Annotated in this window: 8 protein-coding genes; 6 read left to right on the top strand and 2 right to left on the bottom strand. The window is 38.4% G+C overall.

Annotated elements, in window-relative coordinates; translation table 11 throughout:
- Positions 1-120 precede the first annotated feature (120 nt).
- From ACSYTE_RS06200 to ACSYTE_RS06185, 4 genes are all read left to right on the top strand, one after another.
- Entirely contained in the window at positions 121-4698 is a 4578-nt protein-coding gene (locus tag ACSYTE_RS06200) for a beta strand repeat-containing protein (protein ID WP_491716574.1), read from the top strand.
- Between the two features lie 176 nt (positions 4699-4874).
- Positions 4875-7808: a mucin-binding protein gene (locus ACSYTE_RS06195; RefSeq protein WP_491716573.1), complete on the top strand. Its 2934-nt coding sequence runs from the start codon at positions 4875-4877 to the stop codon at positions 7806-7808.
- A 90-nt stretch (positions 7809-7898) separates the two neighbouring features.
- Entirely contained in the window at positions 7899-9077 is a 1179-nt protein-coding gene (locus tag ACSYTE_RS06190) for a DUF3290 family protein (RefSeq protein WP_491716572.1), read from the top strand.
- 140 nt (positions 9078-9217) lie between these two features.
- Positions 9218-10078: a metallophosphoesterase family protein gene (locus ACSYTE_RS06185; RefSeq protein WP_491716571.1), complete on the top strand. Its 861-nt coding sequence runs from the start codon at positions 9218-9220 to the stop codon at positions 10076-10078.
- Between the two features lie 42 nt (positions 10079-10120).
- Here ACSYTE_RS06185 and pnuC read toward each other — a convergent pair whose 3' ends face one another.
- A complete protein-coding gene (gene pnuC / locus ACSYTE_RS06180) occupies positions 10121-10924 on the bottom strand; it encodes a nicotinamide riboside transporter PnuC (RefSeq protein ID WP_491716570.1) in 804 nt (267 codons plus the stop codon).
- 210 nt (positions 10925-11134) lie between these two features.
- Between pnuC and ACSYTE_RS06175 the strand changes: the two genes are divergently transcribed.
- Positions 11135-14248, top strand: coding sequence for a type I restriction endonuclease subunit R (locus tag ACSYTE_RS06175; RefSeq protein WP_491716569.1), 3114 nt, complete (start codon positions 11135-11137; stop codon positions 14246-14248).
- Between the two features lie 11 nt (positions 14249-14259).
- The gene (locus tag ACSYTE_RS06170) at positions 14260-15873 is read left to right on the top strand and encodes a type I restriction-modification system subunit M (protein ID WP_491716568.1); all 1614 of its coding nucleotides are present in this window, start codon (positions 14260-14262) and stop codon (positions 15871-15873) included.
- A 47-nt stretch (positions 15874-15920) separates the two neighbouring features.
- On the opposite strand, the gene ACSYTE_RS06165 is transcribed toward ACSYTE_RS06170, so the two are convergent.
- A complete protein-coding gene (locus ACSYTE_RS06165; protein WP_491716567.1) occupies positions 15921-17015 on the bottom strand; it encodes a restriction endonuclease subunit S in 1095 nt (364 codons plus the stop codon).
- Positions 17016-17283 lie beyond the last annotated feature (268 nt).

Below are 17283 nucleotides of genomic sequence, written 5' to 3'. Positions count from 1 at the left end.
TTAAATGGCTGACGGTTTTTTATTATAAATAACAATTTTTAATATCCATTTTTGGTGTATTATATTTTGCATTTTATTTTAAATAGATTAAAATTGTATTAAGAAAAGGGTGTGATATAAATGTTAGTTAATAAGTTAAAATATCGGAAAACCAAAGAAAAAAAGGTTTTACATAAAGTAAAGAAACAATGGGTTGTTTTAGGGACAGCAGCCTTAACGATTTTAGCTGCAGGAGCTGGTTCGCCAGAAGTAGTGAATGCTGATGCTAACGTTAGCTCGAACCTAACTAACAATCAGACTAGCAGTGGGGATGAGGGATCTTCGGCGGAGACGACTAAGAGTAGCGCTGCTGAATCATCAAGTGGCAGTACTTCAACTAGTAGTGCATCCACAGGTAGTAGCACAAATTCATCAACTGATAGCAATGCTACTAGCAGTAGCGCTAGTGTAACCACCAGCAGCACTGCTGTAACTAGTAACGACTTTCAAGTAAGCGCACCATCATCAACGCCTGCTGAAGACGGATTGTTGGAATATCGGTTAGAGGGAGTAGATGCTGCCAGCACGCCTGATTCCAATGTTGTAAGTAATGCTTCATTGGTGGATAGTGCGCCATCAATTGAAAAAGCATTTTATGTTGGTTCCGGATACTCATATACTGGAAATAATTCCAGTACGACCTATAGTTTTTTCATGCAGCATGCTCTTAGTGGGGCTGCTAGCGTTTATAACGCTAAAATGACTCTTCAACCAGCAAGTAAAACCATCAATGGACAAACTTATTCATACAATGAAGCGATTGTATTTGCTAACGATGCAAGTGGCAATCCATTCTTTACCAGTGGTGCTGCCAGTGCATTTTCTAATTTGAGTGTTTACTACGCTGATAGTGCAAATAGCGTTATTAGTAGTTCGGCAATCCCTAGTGATCAAATGGGAAGTTACTTTACGTTTATTTATTCAAATGCTGATTTCTCATCTAATAGTACAGCGTCGGTGTTGTTATTTAGCATGCCTTCCGACTTTAATAGCAATATTGATTTGAAGCTAGGTGAAACGGCTGGCTGGTCGATTACTTTTGACCACAGTGCTGGATTGAATTCCGATTATAATTCAAGAGCAGCTAATGATCGTAATACTAATAACCATTCTGATCCTACTATTAGCCCAGTTGGTGGTGGTGCTTCATTTAATCAAGATGTTGGTTCAGTTGCAACCTTCGATTATCACTTTGCAGGTAATTCATCCGCTAATGGGCTTCCTTCCACTCAGTACTTAACTGGTAGTTATATTTATTCTGGTAATAGCTTCTCAGTAGCCGTGCCATCTATTGCTGGCTACACGTTCACTAGCGCAGCTGCTAACGTGGGTAACGTTAGTGCATCCGCAGATGCATCTGGATCTAGTTACGTCACTGGAACGATTGGCTATATGCAATTGGTTTCTTTATACTATAATCCAGTTACGGTTTCAGATACCTTTAATTTCTATGATGAAAATAATTCGAATGCAGCATTGCCAAGCGCTTCTTCGGTAACGGTAAGTGGTGATTATTCATCTGCAGTCGGTAGTTTAGCATTACCAGCTGGGTATGAATTAGGCTCCAATGCTGATAACAATTCTTTAAATGGCTTGACCTTCGGGACTTCTAACGCTACTTATTCGGTTTATTTGAAACACCAGATCCTTTCTTATTCTGCTGGAGTAAGTGGGGTTGCGGATGCCACTAAATCACAAGCATATACTAGAACCGTTAACTACGTAGACAATAATGGTAGTGCAATTAGTGCCGCATCGACTTTCACTTCTGCATTTACCCAGACTGCAACTTCTTATGATGCAGTTACCAAGCAAGTAACTGCTTATGGTGATTGGACACCGGGCTCATTAGTATTTCCAGCGGTTTCAGATTCGATTACGGGATACACGTTAACAAGCTCTGCTCCTGCACAAAACGTTACTTTAAACGATAATGAATCTGCATTCTCCGTGAATGTTGTTTATTCAGAAAACTCAGTTGCTGATACCTTTAACTATGTAGATTCAAACAACAGCGTGGTCGCCTCGGTTAGCGTTTCAGGATACCCGGATAAATATGTTGACACTACTAGCCTGTTGAGTTCAGCACCATCAAACTACGTCTTTGCATCAGGTGCCAATACCTCCTTTTCTGGCTTGAAATTCGGAACCAGCGGTTCCACATACACGGTTTCATTGGCTGATAAGACCCAATCATTCTCAGCAGGTGACAGTGACTTTAGTGGCACCAACCTTTCCGCAGGTGACTTTTCAAAGACCGTTACCCAAACGGTTAGCTACTTGGTTGCTGGTACTAATACTCCAGTACAATCAGCAACATCATCTTCAGTAACGTTCACACGTGGTGGAACTTATAACTACGTAACTAAGTCCACTGCTTATTCCAATTGGGATTCAGCTAGTGCAACTTTCCCATCTGTATCTACTTCATTATCTGGATACACGGTTACTTCATCCGCAGCTGCACAAACGGTTTTGGCAAACGACTCTGATACTGCAGTATCAACAGCGGTGCTTTATTCAGAGAATTCAGTTGTTGATACCTTTAACTATGTAGATTCAAACAACAGCGTGGTTGCCTCAGTTAGCGTTTCTGGATACCCATCTAGTATTGTTGACACCAATAGCCTGTTGAGTTCAGCACCATCAAACTATGTCTTTGCATCAGGTGCCAATACCTCCTTTTCTGGCTTGAAATTCGGAACCAGCGGTTCCACATACACGGTTTCATTGGCTGATAAGACCCAATCATTCTCAGCAGGTGATAGTGACTTTAGTGGCACCAACCTTTCCGCAGGTGACTTTTCAAAGACCGTTACCCAAACGGTCAGTTACTTGGTTTCTGGTACTAATACTCCAGTACAATCAGCAACATCATCTTCAGTAATGTTCACGCGTGGTGGAACTTATAACTACGTAACTAAGTCCACTGCTTATTCAGATTGGTCTCCATCTAGTGCATCTTTCTCATCAGTTGATACTTCAGTAGCTGGATACACGGTTACTTCATCCGCAGCTGCACAAACGGTTTTGGCAAACGACTCTGATACTGCAGTATCAACAGCGGTGCTTTATTCAGAGAATTCAGTTGTTGATACCTTTAACTATGTAGATTCAAACAACAGCGTGGTTGCCTCAGTTAGCGTTTCTGGATACCCATCTAGTAGTGTTGACACCAATAGTCTGTTGAGTTCAGCACCATCAAACTATGTCTTTGCATCAGGTGCCAATACCTCCTTTTCTGGCTTGAAATTCGGAACCAGCGGTTCCACATACACGGTTTCATTGGCTGATAAGACCCAATCATTCTCAGCAGGTGACAGTGACTTTAGTGGTACCACCCTTTCCGCAGGTGACTTTTCAAAGACCGTTACCCAAACGGTCAGTTACTTGGTTTCTGGTACTAATACTCCAGTACAATCAGCAACATCATCTTCAGTAACGTTCACGCGTGGTGGAACTTATAACTACGTAACTAAGTCCACTGCTTATTCAGATTGGTCTCCATCTAGTGCATCTTTCTCATCAGTTGATACTTCAGTAGCTGGATACACGGTTACTTCATCCGCAGCTGCACAAACGGTTTTGGCAAACGATTCTAATACCGCAGTATCAACAGCGGTGCTTTATTTAGAGAATTCAGTTGCTGATACCTTTAACTACTACGATGGCAACAGTGTCGTTGGATCAACAGTTACCGTTTCTGGTTATCCATCCAGTGCGGTTGATGTAAAAACGATTACTGATTCCGTTCCTGAAAACTATGAATTAGCTTCAGGAGTAGCTACATCTTTAGATAGTTTAACGTTTGGCACCTCTGCAGGATCATATGCAGTTTCGTTAGCTCACAAGACCAAGACGTTCTCTGCTGGTGATACTAACTTTAGTGGAACTAGCTTTTCTGCTGGTGACTTTACACAAACTTACACGAGAACGGTTAATTACTTGGTTTCTGGTACTAATAATTCATTGCAACCAGCAACAACGGAGACGGTAACGTTCACTCGTGAAGGCATTTACGATTACGTTACTAAGCAATCTAGCTATACTAGTTGGAGTCCAGAAAGTTCTTCTTTCGCCGCAGTCGCTCCTTCAATTAGCGGTTATCAAGTAGTATCATCAGCACCAGTATCAACAGTTAATCCTAATGGTGCCGACTTTACATCTAGTGTTGATGTTACCTATTCTAAGAATCCGGCGGCATCATCTACGAGTGCCACCCAGTCTTCATCATCCGATGATGGCTATGTATCTTATGCTAATAGCGTTGGTAGATTGTCTGGAGCTTTTGTGATCTCATCATTGAATGGTAGTTTTGTGACTGATAGCAATTATTCATCAGCTAGCGCTACTTCGACCACTAATGCTTCATCATCGAATGATAGCTCATCATCTGCCGTTGGTTTTGTCCCATCAACTGATTTTCCACAATATATGGAAAAAGTTAAAAATGATTCATTATCAAAATCATCTGAATTTAAGCGGGGCACGGGCACGACTAAGGAAGAAGTTACCAAGGCTAAAAACGCAGTTAAGAAGGCTAAGGCAAAATTAGCAAAGGCTAAAACAGCTAAGGCTAAGAAGACTGCTAAGGTTAAATTAGCCAAGGCCGAAAAGAAATACACTAAGGTTGCTAAGTTGTACGCTGCTGAGAAATAATCTAATTATTAGCAACGATAACTTAAGTTCTAATTTATGTTAATTTTGATTACCAAAAGCACCCATCGATAATTTATATTGATGGGTGCTTTTTGGTGTCTTTTCATTTACAAATAATATAAAATTGTATATAACATATTATGTAGGAAAGGACTGTGATTAAAGTGATTAATAAAATGAAATATCGCAAAGTTAATAACAAAAAAGTATTACATAAAGTAAAGAAACAATGGGTCGTCGTAGGGACTGCAGCATTGGCATTGATGGCGGCAGGAGCTGCTCCTGAAGTTGTTCATGCTGATACTTCAGCAAACGTTTCCAGTAGTCAAGCTAATAGTAGCGCTGTCGATTCAGCGACTGATTCAAGTGCGGGAAGTAGCACTGATTCTTCGACATCATCAGCCACTAGTAGTGATACCAATAGTTCAACAAGTGCTTCAAGTGTGGCTTCTGCTAGTTCATCAGCACAAAGTGAATCTAGTAGCAGTGCTCAGACGAGCTCCAGTTCCGATTCAGCATCTCAATCATCTGCTGATGACTTACTATCATATCGTTTAGGGGTCGAAGACACCGCTAGTTCGACAGATAGACCTACTGGATCAGCTGTAACGAATGTTTCGCTGGTATCTAGTGCGCCAGCAGCTTCAAACCAGTTAGCACCATCTGCATTCTATTCTTTATCTGGCAGTAGCGTTTCATTGGGATTTTCCGTTAGTGGCACTAATTCTGCTGTTTACCATGCAGCTGTAGCGAATGGGTCTGACAACCTGGTTTACGCTAATAGTAACGGAGTTTCTCCAGTTAAGGGAATTGCTAACCTAGTTCAACACCAATTGATTAATGGAACAGAAACTTCTTCTTCCGTTAATGCAAGTAGCTATGTTTCCATTAACTATAGTGCTTCCACTACGACTGCACCAGGTTCAACCTACACAATTGTAACGATTAGTCAGGGCCCACTAGTAACTAGTGCTAACGGCTATTATTATGATGGCGATAAATCATGGTGGACGTTCGATGTTCAAAGTAATACCGCCTTCAGTAGTGCGAATGTTGGACCAATTCAACCCACCGTTGGGGTTTATAAAGTTCAGCCCACTCCAATCGTTGTTAATTATGTAGAAGGTGGTAGTACTTTTGCGAGTGCATATGTAACTGCTGATAACCTATATGTTGGTAATTCATACTCGGTTAATGTTGATACTCCTAGTGGGTACACTTATTCTAGTGCTACGAATAACGTTAGTAAATCGATTTTTGCTTCAGGAAACACCGTTATAAATTCTGGAATTACCTATAGTAATTATGCTACTAGTCCTACGATTACTGTTTACTATAATAAGACCGCTGCGACCAGTAGTGCATCAAGCAATACTAGCTCTGCAGGTAGTAATACATCGGGCAGTGCCAATTCAGCCATCGTTAGCGGAAGTGTTAAATTAATCGATACAGCGAATAGTAATGCGGTAATTGGTGGGGTCAATTATAGTGGTGTAATCGGTGGAGCGGTTAAATACTCTGTTTCAAGTGCAGTGCAAAGTTTGGAAAATAATGGTTATAAGCTGATCACTGATGCAAGCAAGGTGCCATCATCAGATCAAATTATTTTAAATGCTGATAATAATAATTATGAATTTGATTTTACCCACAGTACAGCATCTTATACCGCTGCAGATAGTAGTTTTTCAAATGGGGTTACTAAGGATAACTTAGCTAAGACCTTTACTAGAACGATTAACTACGTTGATGCTAATGGTAAGCAAGTTGCTAACCCAGTAACACAGGTCGTATCTTACACTCGTTCTGCAACTTATGATTATGTTACTAAAGTGATCACTTATACTAATTGGCAGGTAACTGGGAGTGCTAGCAGTTTTGCCGCTGTTACATCACCATCGGTTGCAAGCTTGACACCTTCACAAAGTTCAGTTGCTGCTGTTGATGTTCCAGCAGATTATAAGTACAGTCAAGATAATATTACCGTGACTTATGGAACGGGCAGTTCTGCTTCATCATCTAGTACCAGCAGTTCGACCTCATCCGCTAGTTCTACGGCATCTTCGAGTGCCAGTGGATCTTCATCCGCATCGTCCAGTGCTGATTCGTATGCTATTTACAGTTACAATTCGACTAATTTACCATCTGGCTTAAATGCTTCTGACTTAACGCGGACGTTTAACAAGTCATTTAGCCTTTATAATAACAGTGGTCAAATTATTAAACAGGTCTCAGTTCCAGTAACTTACTATCGTTCAGCTGTTTATAAAAATGGGACTTTTACAGGTTACTCACTAGATAATAGTGGGGTCGCAAATGCCCAAACAGCTGTTGATGCTACTGGTAACAATGGAAATGAATGGTTTACGAATAGTAATTCAGTTACCCAAAGCGCATTGCTCAGTGCATTTGGTAGCGACTACAGTCTTGATGTTTTAAGTAATTGGCAGAGTGTTGTTAATGACTTGACTAGCAATAATGGATCATTATTTGCATACAAGTCAGTTACCCATGCTAATGATAGTACAAGCACTAGTAGTTCTAGCTCCGATACTAGTTCATCTGCATCATCTTCTTCATCAAGTGCTTCTAGTTCCAGTTCATCGACTTCAAGTAGTTCTGCAACTAGTTCAACCACTAGTGATGCTTCTAGTGCTAGTTCATCAGCTACTTCAAGTGCTAGTGATTCAACGGCTACTAGTACTACTGATTCATCGACTGCTACTGACACTAGTACCAGTGATTCAACTGCAGATGACGATACGAGTGATTCTGACTCATCAACAACTTCAAGTGCAGATGATGACACCACTAGTGATGATAATAGCGCTAGCGATGGAAGCACTGATGTTAAGGATGATAATACTACCTTGAGTTCAGATGATGGTACTGATGACACTAACAGTGCCGATGGTTCCACTACTGATAAAACTAGTTTAACCAGTACCAAGAGTGCAGGTACCAATGGCACTAGCGCAAAGAATAGTAGCAAGAAGAGTAAGCTACCACAAACAGGTGAAGAGAATGACGTTCAAGCAGAAGTATTGTTAGGATTGATCATGCTTTCATTTGCGGGCATCTTTGGTGGCCTATATATCAGAAAAAGAAATTAATTAATTTTTAATCAACAGGAGGGGGATGCCGTTATGATTTTGGCATCCTTTTTGTTTGAATATTAAAATAAATCAGAACGTAAGAAGTGATTGGCTATCAAATTTTATTCATATCAATATTTAACTCATAATTCACACCTATTAGATTATTTGTTTATTGGTTTGGGCTTGTTAATTAGTTTAATGATTATCGTGATTGGAATTAAATATTCTAAGGATCGAACTAATTTAAAATTTCGCAATATCCTAATTGTAATGTTTGCATTTGCTGCTGCAGTGATTTGCTTGGAGGTTGGCAAGCTGCAAAATCAGGCGTCTACGCAAAGTGATGCGATTCAAATTGCTAGAATTATGCAAAAAGTAAGTCAGGATCAACATGTTTCGATTAATAATATTTACTCCAGTTCCCCGACGATTAGCAAGCAACTAGTCATGAAGGTCAACGATAAATACTATGAGGTCGATATTAATTCGACGACTGATGTTTACTCAACTAAGCGGGTGCATCCGTTTGCGAATAAGATCGAGTATGTAAAAAAGGGTGGTTTAAATTTAAGCGTTAGTGGCAGTCAATATCTAAACATTGCTGGAAAACTATTGATTGGTTTTTTAATGTTAGTATTTCAGATTAACCTTTCTGGTAAGGGGAACTTGGATCCAGCCAATGCAGTTGATGAGTTGCAAAACTACGTCTTAGGTGGAATTGTTGGGGGAACCGTTTTTAACCTTAGCATTTCGATTTTGGAATTTATTGTCATCGTTTTGATATGGACAATGATTATTTTTAGTAGCAAGGTCTTGATCAACGAAAGCGATTTCTTTAAAAACTTGATGAATGGAAGCCCGAAGGTGTTAATTAATAAGGGGCGGATTGATGTTGCGACAGCACTTAAAAGTGGGGTTTCTGCAAGTGATCTAGTGTTCAAATTAAATAATTCTGGGGTGAATGATTTACAACAAGTTAGCAAGGTCACCTTGGAACAAAATGGTGAATTGAATATTAATAATTACCATGATACGACAACTAATTTACCGATTATTACTGATGGGAACGTTAATGAGGACGTTTTAGATCATATTCAGAAAAATCAAGATTGGCTAATGCAACTGTTAGCCAAACAACATCATGACATTAAGGATGTTTATTTAGGACAAATTATTAACGGTGATTTAGTATTGACGCTTTATCCTAAGCAGGGAACTCCATTGATGAAGTTCTTACCAAATGAGATTATTCATTTAAGGGATGTATTAACTAAGCGTAAATAATTAAAGAGCAGCTGCTCATATTTGGGCAACTGCTCTTTTTGGTTATTACGAAAAAAATACAAATAATTTACTTAATTTATAATTTAAAATGATAATCTTTTAATGAGGAACTTATTAATTACGAAGGAAGCGTGGCGTTATTGGCATACAGGATAATTCAGATCACTGATACTCATTTACACAATACTAACGGAGTCAAGGAAATGCTACAGCAGTATAGTCCGAATGATAAGCTGCAATTGGTATTTGATGACATCTTTAAGCATCGCAATGATTATGATGCCTCGTTGATTGCGATTACTGGTGATTTGATTCACGAAGGGAATAAGTTAGACTATAAGAACTTAAGAAAATACCTAAATCAGCAAAGTGATCGAATTGGGGTGCCAATTTTCGTTACTTTAGGGAATCATGATCGCACTAGTGAATTTTTTAGTGGTTATTTAAATGAGCCAGCAAAAGATCATTATTATTATAAAATTGAGATTGATGATTATGACCTTTACTTTTTAGATACTAAGTTTAAAAATATGTCGCAAGGCTATTTAGATGCGAAGCAACTAACTTGGTTAAAGGCCGAATTGTTAAAATCCAGTAATCCCCATTCTTTAATGTTTATGCACCATCCTTCGGCAGGCGTTCCAATGGGTAACATGAATTTTAGTATTTTACAAAATAGTGATGAATTGTACGATATTATTCGCGGATATAATGTGCTAGGGATGTTTACTGGTCATGTTCATTTTCCAGCAATCTTTTATCGGGAGGGCGTAATGAATGTGATTGGTGATTCTACTGCATATCACATTGATTGTCGTAATGCCCATGATCATGTTTATAAAGATTCAACTAGTTATAACATCGTAGACATTGATGGCGATAATATCGGGGTACGCAGCGTCTATTTGGTTAGTGACAATAAATTCGTTGATAATGTTAATGGCCATATGAAAATTGGGAGTACTGACTTTGTAGACAAAGATGTCTTTACCGAGTCATAGTAAAAGGGATTCCACTTTATAGTAGAATCCCTTTTATTATCATTATTCAACCTGAGCTTGTTGTTTTAATTTTTGATTCCAAACGTACCAACCAAAGAATGAGTTCACGTTGCAGGCAATGAACAACATAATCATGATGGGGTTGAAACTAACCGTCCAAAGAACGATTTCCAGTGAATTTCCAATGATCCAAAGAATGAATTGGCTACTGCTGAAGCGACAAATAAGCAGGATTTGAGCAAAGACCTGGACGACCGTGCTCATTGAATCGATCCAAGGATGGGGATCTAAAGTCGGTGTGATCAATGGGACCCGTTGTAAAAACATTCCCAAGATGACCCAGCCAACTAGTACGGCAACTGTTAAGAGCAACCAGCCCCGCGCAGACAGTTCCTTGACCTGAACTTCATTGTTATCCCCCACGGGATGTTCAATATTACGCTTGTTCCATGCATAGATCCCAACAAATTGAGAAATAAAGAAGTATGTATATAGATAAACTTCACCGTATAGATGTGCTTTGAATGAAACGTAGATGTAAGTGATGTTGCTAAGCATTCCCCAGAAAAAGTTCGTCATGTTACCATCTGAGTCTAATACGACGCTCATGATGTTCGTGACACCGGAAAATAAGCTGACTAACCCGATAATCGTTAAATCAGGGGCAATTGAAAAGTGATTATTATTAAACAGTAAGAACCACGAGCAGACCTGTAGAATTAATAGGACTACTAATTCAATTAACAATGGTTTACGCATGTTTTGTACTGCTGAGGCTAATTTGGTAGGGTGGCTAGCCAATTGCCATCCAGATTTAAAAATCTGCCATTTGGAATTTTCTACCATTACCAACACTTCCTAATTAATATTGAGTTTAAAATAATTTTATGCCTGCTTTGATAGCAATGTCAATAAAAAATGTGAATGCTTTAGCCATTGTTGTTATTTATTGGTATGGTATGAAAATCAGGTTTATATTTATTAATTTTAACAATCACTATTAAATCAATGATAAAATAAATATATTAATAATTTTACATAAAACAGGAGAAGCACATGGCTGTAGAAAAAGACGAATTGCAATTTGAACAAAAAATATATGATTACTTGGCCAACCTAGGTGGGACTAAGCAATGGCAACAAGTTGATTCAATTAAAACTACTGATGATCTTTGGGCAAACTTCCGTAAGATTGTTTACCAATTGAATCAGGATAAGCTCATGCAGCCTTTGAGTGATGCAGAATTTAACCAAGTTAAAGCAGAGTTGATCAGCCAGACTAAGACACCTTATTATGCTGGGGTATTTTTATATGGTGTTGGCGGAAAGTCGCAGGTGGAAATTGACCGAGACGATGGCAAGCATGTTTATTTAACGCTGTTTGATCAAGATGAAATTGGTGCCGGAAACACGGTGTACCAAATTGTGCGCCAGGTGCAAAGAAAGAACGTCATTAGCGGAAAACGAGATCGTCGTTTTGATACGACGCTGTTGATTAACGGTCTGCCGATTATTCAGATTGAGGAGAAGGCGGATGGGAGAAGTGCAAAAGAAGCGTTAAATCAAATGCATCAATATATTGATGAAAATCAATATTCTGACATTTTTTCAACGGTACAAATTTTAATTGCCATGACCCCGCATGATGTTCGTTACATGGCAAACACCACTTCCGAAGACTTTAATACTGACTTTGCATTTCGGTGGAAACAAAATGGTGGTAATCAATTACCAATTCAAGACTGGAAGGAATTTGCTGATCAATTCCTATCGATTCCAATGGCCCATCGAATGGCAACCAACTACATGATTTTAGATAATACACCTAATCGCCAATCGATTAAGGTAATGCGTTATTATCAAGTTTATGCTACTCAAACCATTATTCAGGAATTGAAAAAGCATGATTTTAGTGATCAAAATAATGATAATAAAAAAGTTGGGTATATTTGGCATACTACTGGTTCTGGTAAAACGATTAGTTCTTTTAAGGCCGCTTTTTTGGCATCTCGACTTCCTAATGTTGATAAGGTAGTGTTCTTGGTTGATAGAATCGCACTAACGAATCAAACTGCTGAAGAGTATAAAGCATACGATCCGAATGCGAACGCAGATAATAAGGGTGGTATCGTGTCTGATACTGCCAATGTTTATGATTTGAAACGCAAGCTTAAGTCTAAAAATAAGACTGACATTGTGGTTACTTCTACCCAGAAAATGTATCGATTGGTCAGCAGGGATGATTTTACTTCTGATGATAAAAGAACCGTTTTTATTGTTGATGAAGCCCACCGTTCAGCCAGTGGTGATATGCTAAATGAAATCAGGGAGGCGTTTAAAAAGTCTGCTTGGATTGGTTATACGGGAACTCCTAACTTTGACCCTAAGAATGGCCCCACGACTCAACAGGTGTTTGGGGAACCGCTCCATCGCTACGTAATTAGCGATGCCATTGCCGACAAGAATGTATTAGGCTTTAAGGTCGATTTTCAAACTACGCTGCCTTACGATGAGCTTAAGGAAAAATATCTACCAAAATATTTCCACGATAAGTATCCTGAATGGTCCAATACCGATATTCATCATCGAATTAATTCATTAACCGATGAGGATATGGATGATGCGCTTGGCAGTAGTGTTTACGATATGCAACCGGCCCACATTACCGAAGTGGTTAGTGACATTTTGAAGTATTGGGATAGCCGTTCTGTCAACGGTCGCTACAACGCAATGTTTACAACCAACATGGGTGGAAGAGTGGCTTCTTCGCCAATGGCCATTGCCTATTATAATGAATTTAAAAAGCAAATGGCGGCAACTGGTAAACACCTAAAGATTGCGGTTACCTTTAGCCAAAACACTTCTAATGATGATAACCAACTGGAAAATAATCGTGGATTATCAATGCTGATGGATGAATATAACCAAGAATTTAACACTAAGTTTGATAGTAAGACTGTTAGCGAGTACTTTGAAGACGTATGTAGTCGACTGAACCGTACTGCTAACGATAAAAATTACTTGGACTTAGTGATTGTGATTAATCAACTATTAACCGGATTTGATGCGCCATATTTAAACACGCTCTACGTTGATCGGACGCTAAAGGGTGCTAACTTGATTCAAGCGTACTCTAGAACCAATCGAATCCAAAACATGCTTCATAAGCCATATGGACATATCGTTAATTATCGGTGGCCATTTAATAGCGAGAAATTGATGCGTCAAGCATTAGCAGTCTACTCTAATCCGGATTCAGCTGACTCAAATGGTGTTATTTTGCCTGATGATGACACTGTATTAGCCAAAAAATACAATGATGTTAAAGAAGAATTAAGGCAAACGGTAGCTGAGTTAGCTAACCTAACTGATCATTTTAGAGCAGCGCCGAAGAGTGAAGATAAGCAGAATGAAACTTATAATCAACTAAATAAGTACAACCGAATCTTATCAAAACTCAAGCAATACGATGAGTTCGTTGATGAGGGTGGCGAACAGGTTCTCAAATCTGTTGGGATGACACCAGATGATGAAGCCCGATTGACTGGGGCAATTGCATATGATGTTAAAAAAGATATTGCTGAACGGGAACACCTTGATCCAATCGAACTCGAAATGAAAATGGAACACGTCAAAGAAGTTACTGTTAATTACGATTACCTTCACCAGTTAATTGCTGAATATGCTAATCACGTTCATAATCAAGACGTGAGTGATGCGGAATTAGATAAGTTAAGGAACGAAATTTTAAAGATGCTCGATTCACTTGATCAAACCGATCAAAAGTACTCACGGCAGGTCCGTACTTTGATGGATAAGGACTTTAGAACTGAAGTTAAGTATCCATTGCAACCAGACCAAATTGAGGAATTAATTAAAAGTAGTGGCCAGAGTTGGTCACAAACTGAAATCAAAAACTTTATTAACCAATGGGGGCTGGAAAACGCGGATGTGCAGAATCTAATTGAAGATTTAATTAGCCAGCACCACGTTGAAAAGGATGATTTGCAACATTCTGATAAGCTGGAAACGGTGATCAACCGTGGTAAATCCGCATATAAGCAGGATGCTAATGATGAAGCCGTCAGAAAGTTAAGCAAAATCAGGTATTATAATAAGATGAAAGAGGCATTTAAAAAACTTGCCGATAGAATTAAAAAACAAATTTAGGAGTGTTAATAATGGCAGAAAACAAGGCACAAGACATTACTGGTCAATTATGGAATATGGCTAACGAATTACGTGGAAACATGGATGCGGTCGATTTTCAAACTTATATTTTAGGATTTATGTTCTACCGATACCTATCAGAACACCAAGAATTATTCTTGAAGTCCCAAGACTTCTTTGAAGTTAAACCAGGCCAAGATATTAATGATGCCTACGCTGAAGCAGCTAAGGAAGATGGCGTAGAGGACTATCTAGAAGCAATTGCGGAACGTGATGGTTACGCAATTCGGCCGGAAGACACGTGGGAAAGTATCGTCAATAAGGTGGAAAACGGGACCGTTGTTCCTGAAGACTACCAAAACATGTTTGATCACTTTAATGAAAATGCTTCTTTGAACCACGGTGCTGAAAAGGATTTCCGAGGTGTGTTTGCGGATATTAACCTTGGTAACAGTCGATTGGGAAGCAACACGAACGATCGGGCCAAGGCATTGAGTAAGATCGTCAACTTGGTTGATAAATTTAACTATAATGATGAAGATGGTCATGATATCTTAGGGGATGTCTACGAATATCTAATTGCTCAATTTGCTTCTAACTCTGGGAAGAAGGCTGGGGAATTCTACACTCCCCATGAAGTTTCTGAAGTACTGGCTAAGTTGGTTACAATTGGGTTACCAGATAACGATGAACCATTTGATGTATTGGATCCAGCAATGGGTTCTGGTTCATTACTACTAACGGTTCAAGGCGAAGTGCCAAACGGCCAAAAGAAGGGGAAGGTTCGTTTCCATGGTCAAGAGCTGAATACCACGACCTACAACTTGGCGCGGATGAACCTAATGATGCATGGAATTGGTTATCAAAACATGCAGTTACGAAACGGTGATACTCTCGAGGGCGATTGGCCTGACGGAATCGATGAAAACGGGATCGAACACCCCCGTTTCGTAGATGCAGTTGTGGAAAACCCTCCCTACTCTGCTCACTGGGACAACAATGAAGGAAAATTAAAGGATCCGCGTTTCAAGGAATACGGTGCGTTGCCACCAAAGAGTAAGGCTGACTATGCCTTCTTGCTTCATGGGTTATACCATTTGAAACCAACCGGTTCTATGGCCATCGTCCTACCACACGGGGTGCTATTCCGAGGCGCAAAGGAAGGCAAAATTCGGGAAGGACTCCTAAATAAGAATCAAATTGATGCAGTGATTGGGTTACCTGAAAAGTTATTCTATTCCACATCAATCCCAACTGTGGTAATTGTTTTGAAAAAGCAACGGGATAACCGTGACGTGCTATTTATTGATGCTAGCAAGGATTTTGAAAAGGGCAAGAATCAAAACATCTTGCGGCCAGAAGACCTGGATAAGATTGTGGAAACTTACAGGAACCGCAAGGACGTTGATAAGTACGCCCACGTTGCAACGTCCCAAGAAATTGAAGAAAATGATTTTAACCTAAACATTCCACGATATGTAGATACTTTTGAACCAGAACCTGAAATTGATATTGAGGCTGAGGAACAAAAGATTGCTGAAATTGATACTGAATACCAAAAGGTAGAAGCGGAATTTAATAAGATGAAGGCTGACTTAGTTTGGACGGATCAACAGGATAAGTAAAAATAACCAGTAAAGGCGTGCTCTCAGATATTGAGGGTACGCCTTTTTTAGATGAACATGTTTTGGAGATAACCTTTTTTGAGTTGCTCTAGGTGGTTGAGTTTGGATTGTTGGAGTTCGATTTGGTGGTCGAGATTTTGGAAGAAGGAGCCGATTTGTTGTTGTTCGGGGAGGGATGGAACCATAATCATTTCATTAGAATAATCTTTAAAATAAATATGAGGAATTCCAGTTCCTGTTCTATATTTTGCAAAATTAATATTACCTATTGCGTAGAATAGGTATTTTAAATCTGAATTTTTATGGTATATATATTCCATTGTGCTAATTATTGATGAATTACTAGGCATTATTTTAGTTCGGCCTGCATTTGATCCATCTTTAATTATTGAAATATATTTTTCTTTCGATTTAAATTCATCTAAGTATCCTATTTTTTTATTAACATCATAAACTGGGAACTCACCATTATTTTTAACTTCTTTAATGCTAATTTTTGATGATTTACTATATGCTATATTTTTTAAATGAGTTTTCCTCAGCATAGATGTAAATTTGGTGAATCTAATGCGGGGAAGAGATGCTTCATTTGAGGGATATAGTTTTTGTAAGTAGCCACGCTTTAGATGCTTTAGTTGATTTAATTTTTGATTTTGCAAATTTATTAGTTTATCTAGTGTTTGGAAAAAGTTGCTGATTTTTATTTGTTCATTTTTTGATTTTGGGTATCTAATATTAATATTGTATATGCTCTTACTAGTTAAACTCGGAACGCCTGTTGAAGTATTATATTTTTTCCAATTTACTGTTTGAAAAAGCGAAAAAACAAAATATCCATTTATACCATTTTTTAATTCCGTAAAAAATAAAGTATCAACAGTCCAAAAAGGTTCATTGATATAGTAAGGCCTATCAATAGTCCCTTTTCTACCAATTAGAACACTTTCTTTATTGTAAAGAAAACTATTAGTTTTTCCTATCTGACCACTAGTGGCTAATATAGGATATTTACCGTTACTATCTTCTATTTTCTTTTGTGATTTTCCATTTTTAATATTTATAATACTTTTCATAGATTTATCGTTCCAATTACCACTAAACTGATTAAATCTAAGGCTTGGTTGTAAAATACTTTTATTCATTATTAATCCTTACTAATAATGGACTTTAATATCACGCTTTGTATTTTACAGTGATATAGTATAATAATTGTTAAGAAGTAAAACTAAAAAATATGTAATGGATTTTTATGACACTTTATCCGTATATAGATGTATTTTTATGTATTGGAAAAATACTCACAGTGATATAAGCAGCATTTGGATATATTAAGTCATTACTTAAAATGCGGTTTTCAATTTGAACAATAATCATCCACAAATTAAATTTAATAATTTTAATGATTTATGG

The organism is Nicoliella sp. ESL1120, assembly GCF_058508515.1.
Note: the sequence above shows the minus strand (reverse complement) of the source record. Positions and strands in the feature narration are given on the sequence as shown.

Excerpts from the sequence above, each read along its gene's own strand:
- ACSYTE_RS06200 (WP_491716574.1), top strand. The coding sequence starts at position 121 with ATGTTAGTTAATAAGTTAAAATATCGGAAAACCAAAGAAAAAAAGGTT.
- ACSYTE_RS06195 (WP_491716573.1), top strand. The coding sequence starts at position 4,875 with ATGAAATATCGCAAAGTTAATAACAAAAAAGTATTACATAAAGTAAAG.
- pnuC (WP_491716570.1), bottom strand. The coding sequence starts at position 10,924 with ATGGTAGAAAATTCCAAATGGCAGATTTTTAAATCTGGATGGCAATTG.
- ACSYTE_RS06175 (WP_491716569.1), top strand. The coding sequence starts at position 11,135 with ATGGCTGTAGAAAAAGACGAATTGCAATTTGAACAAAAAATATATGAT.
- ACSYTE_RS06170 (WP_491716568.1), top strand. The coding sequence starts at position 14,260 with ATGGCAGAAAACAAGGCACAAGACATTACTGGTCAATTATGGAATATG.
- ACSYTE_RS06165 (WP_491716567.1), bottom strand. The coding sequence starts at position 17,015 with ATGAATAAAAGTATTTTACAACCAAGCCTTAGATTTAATCAGTTTAGT.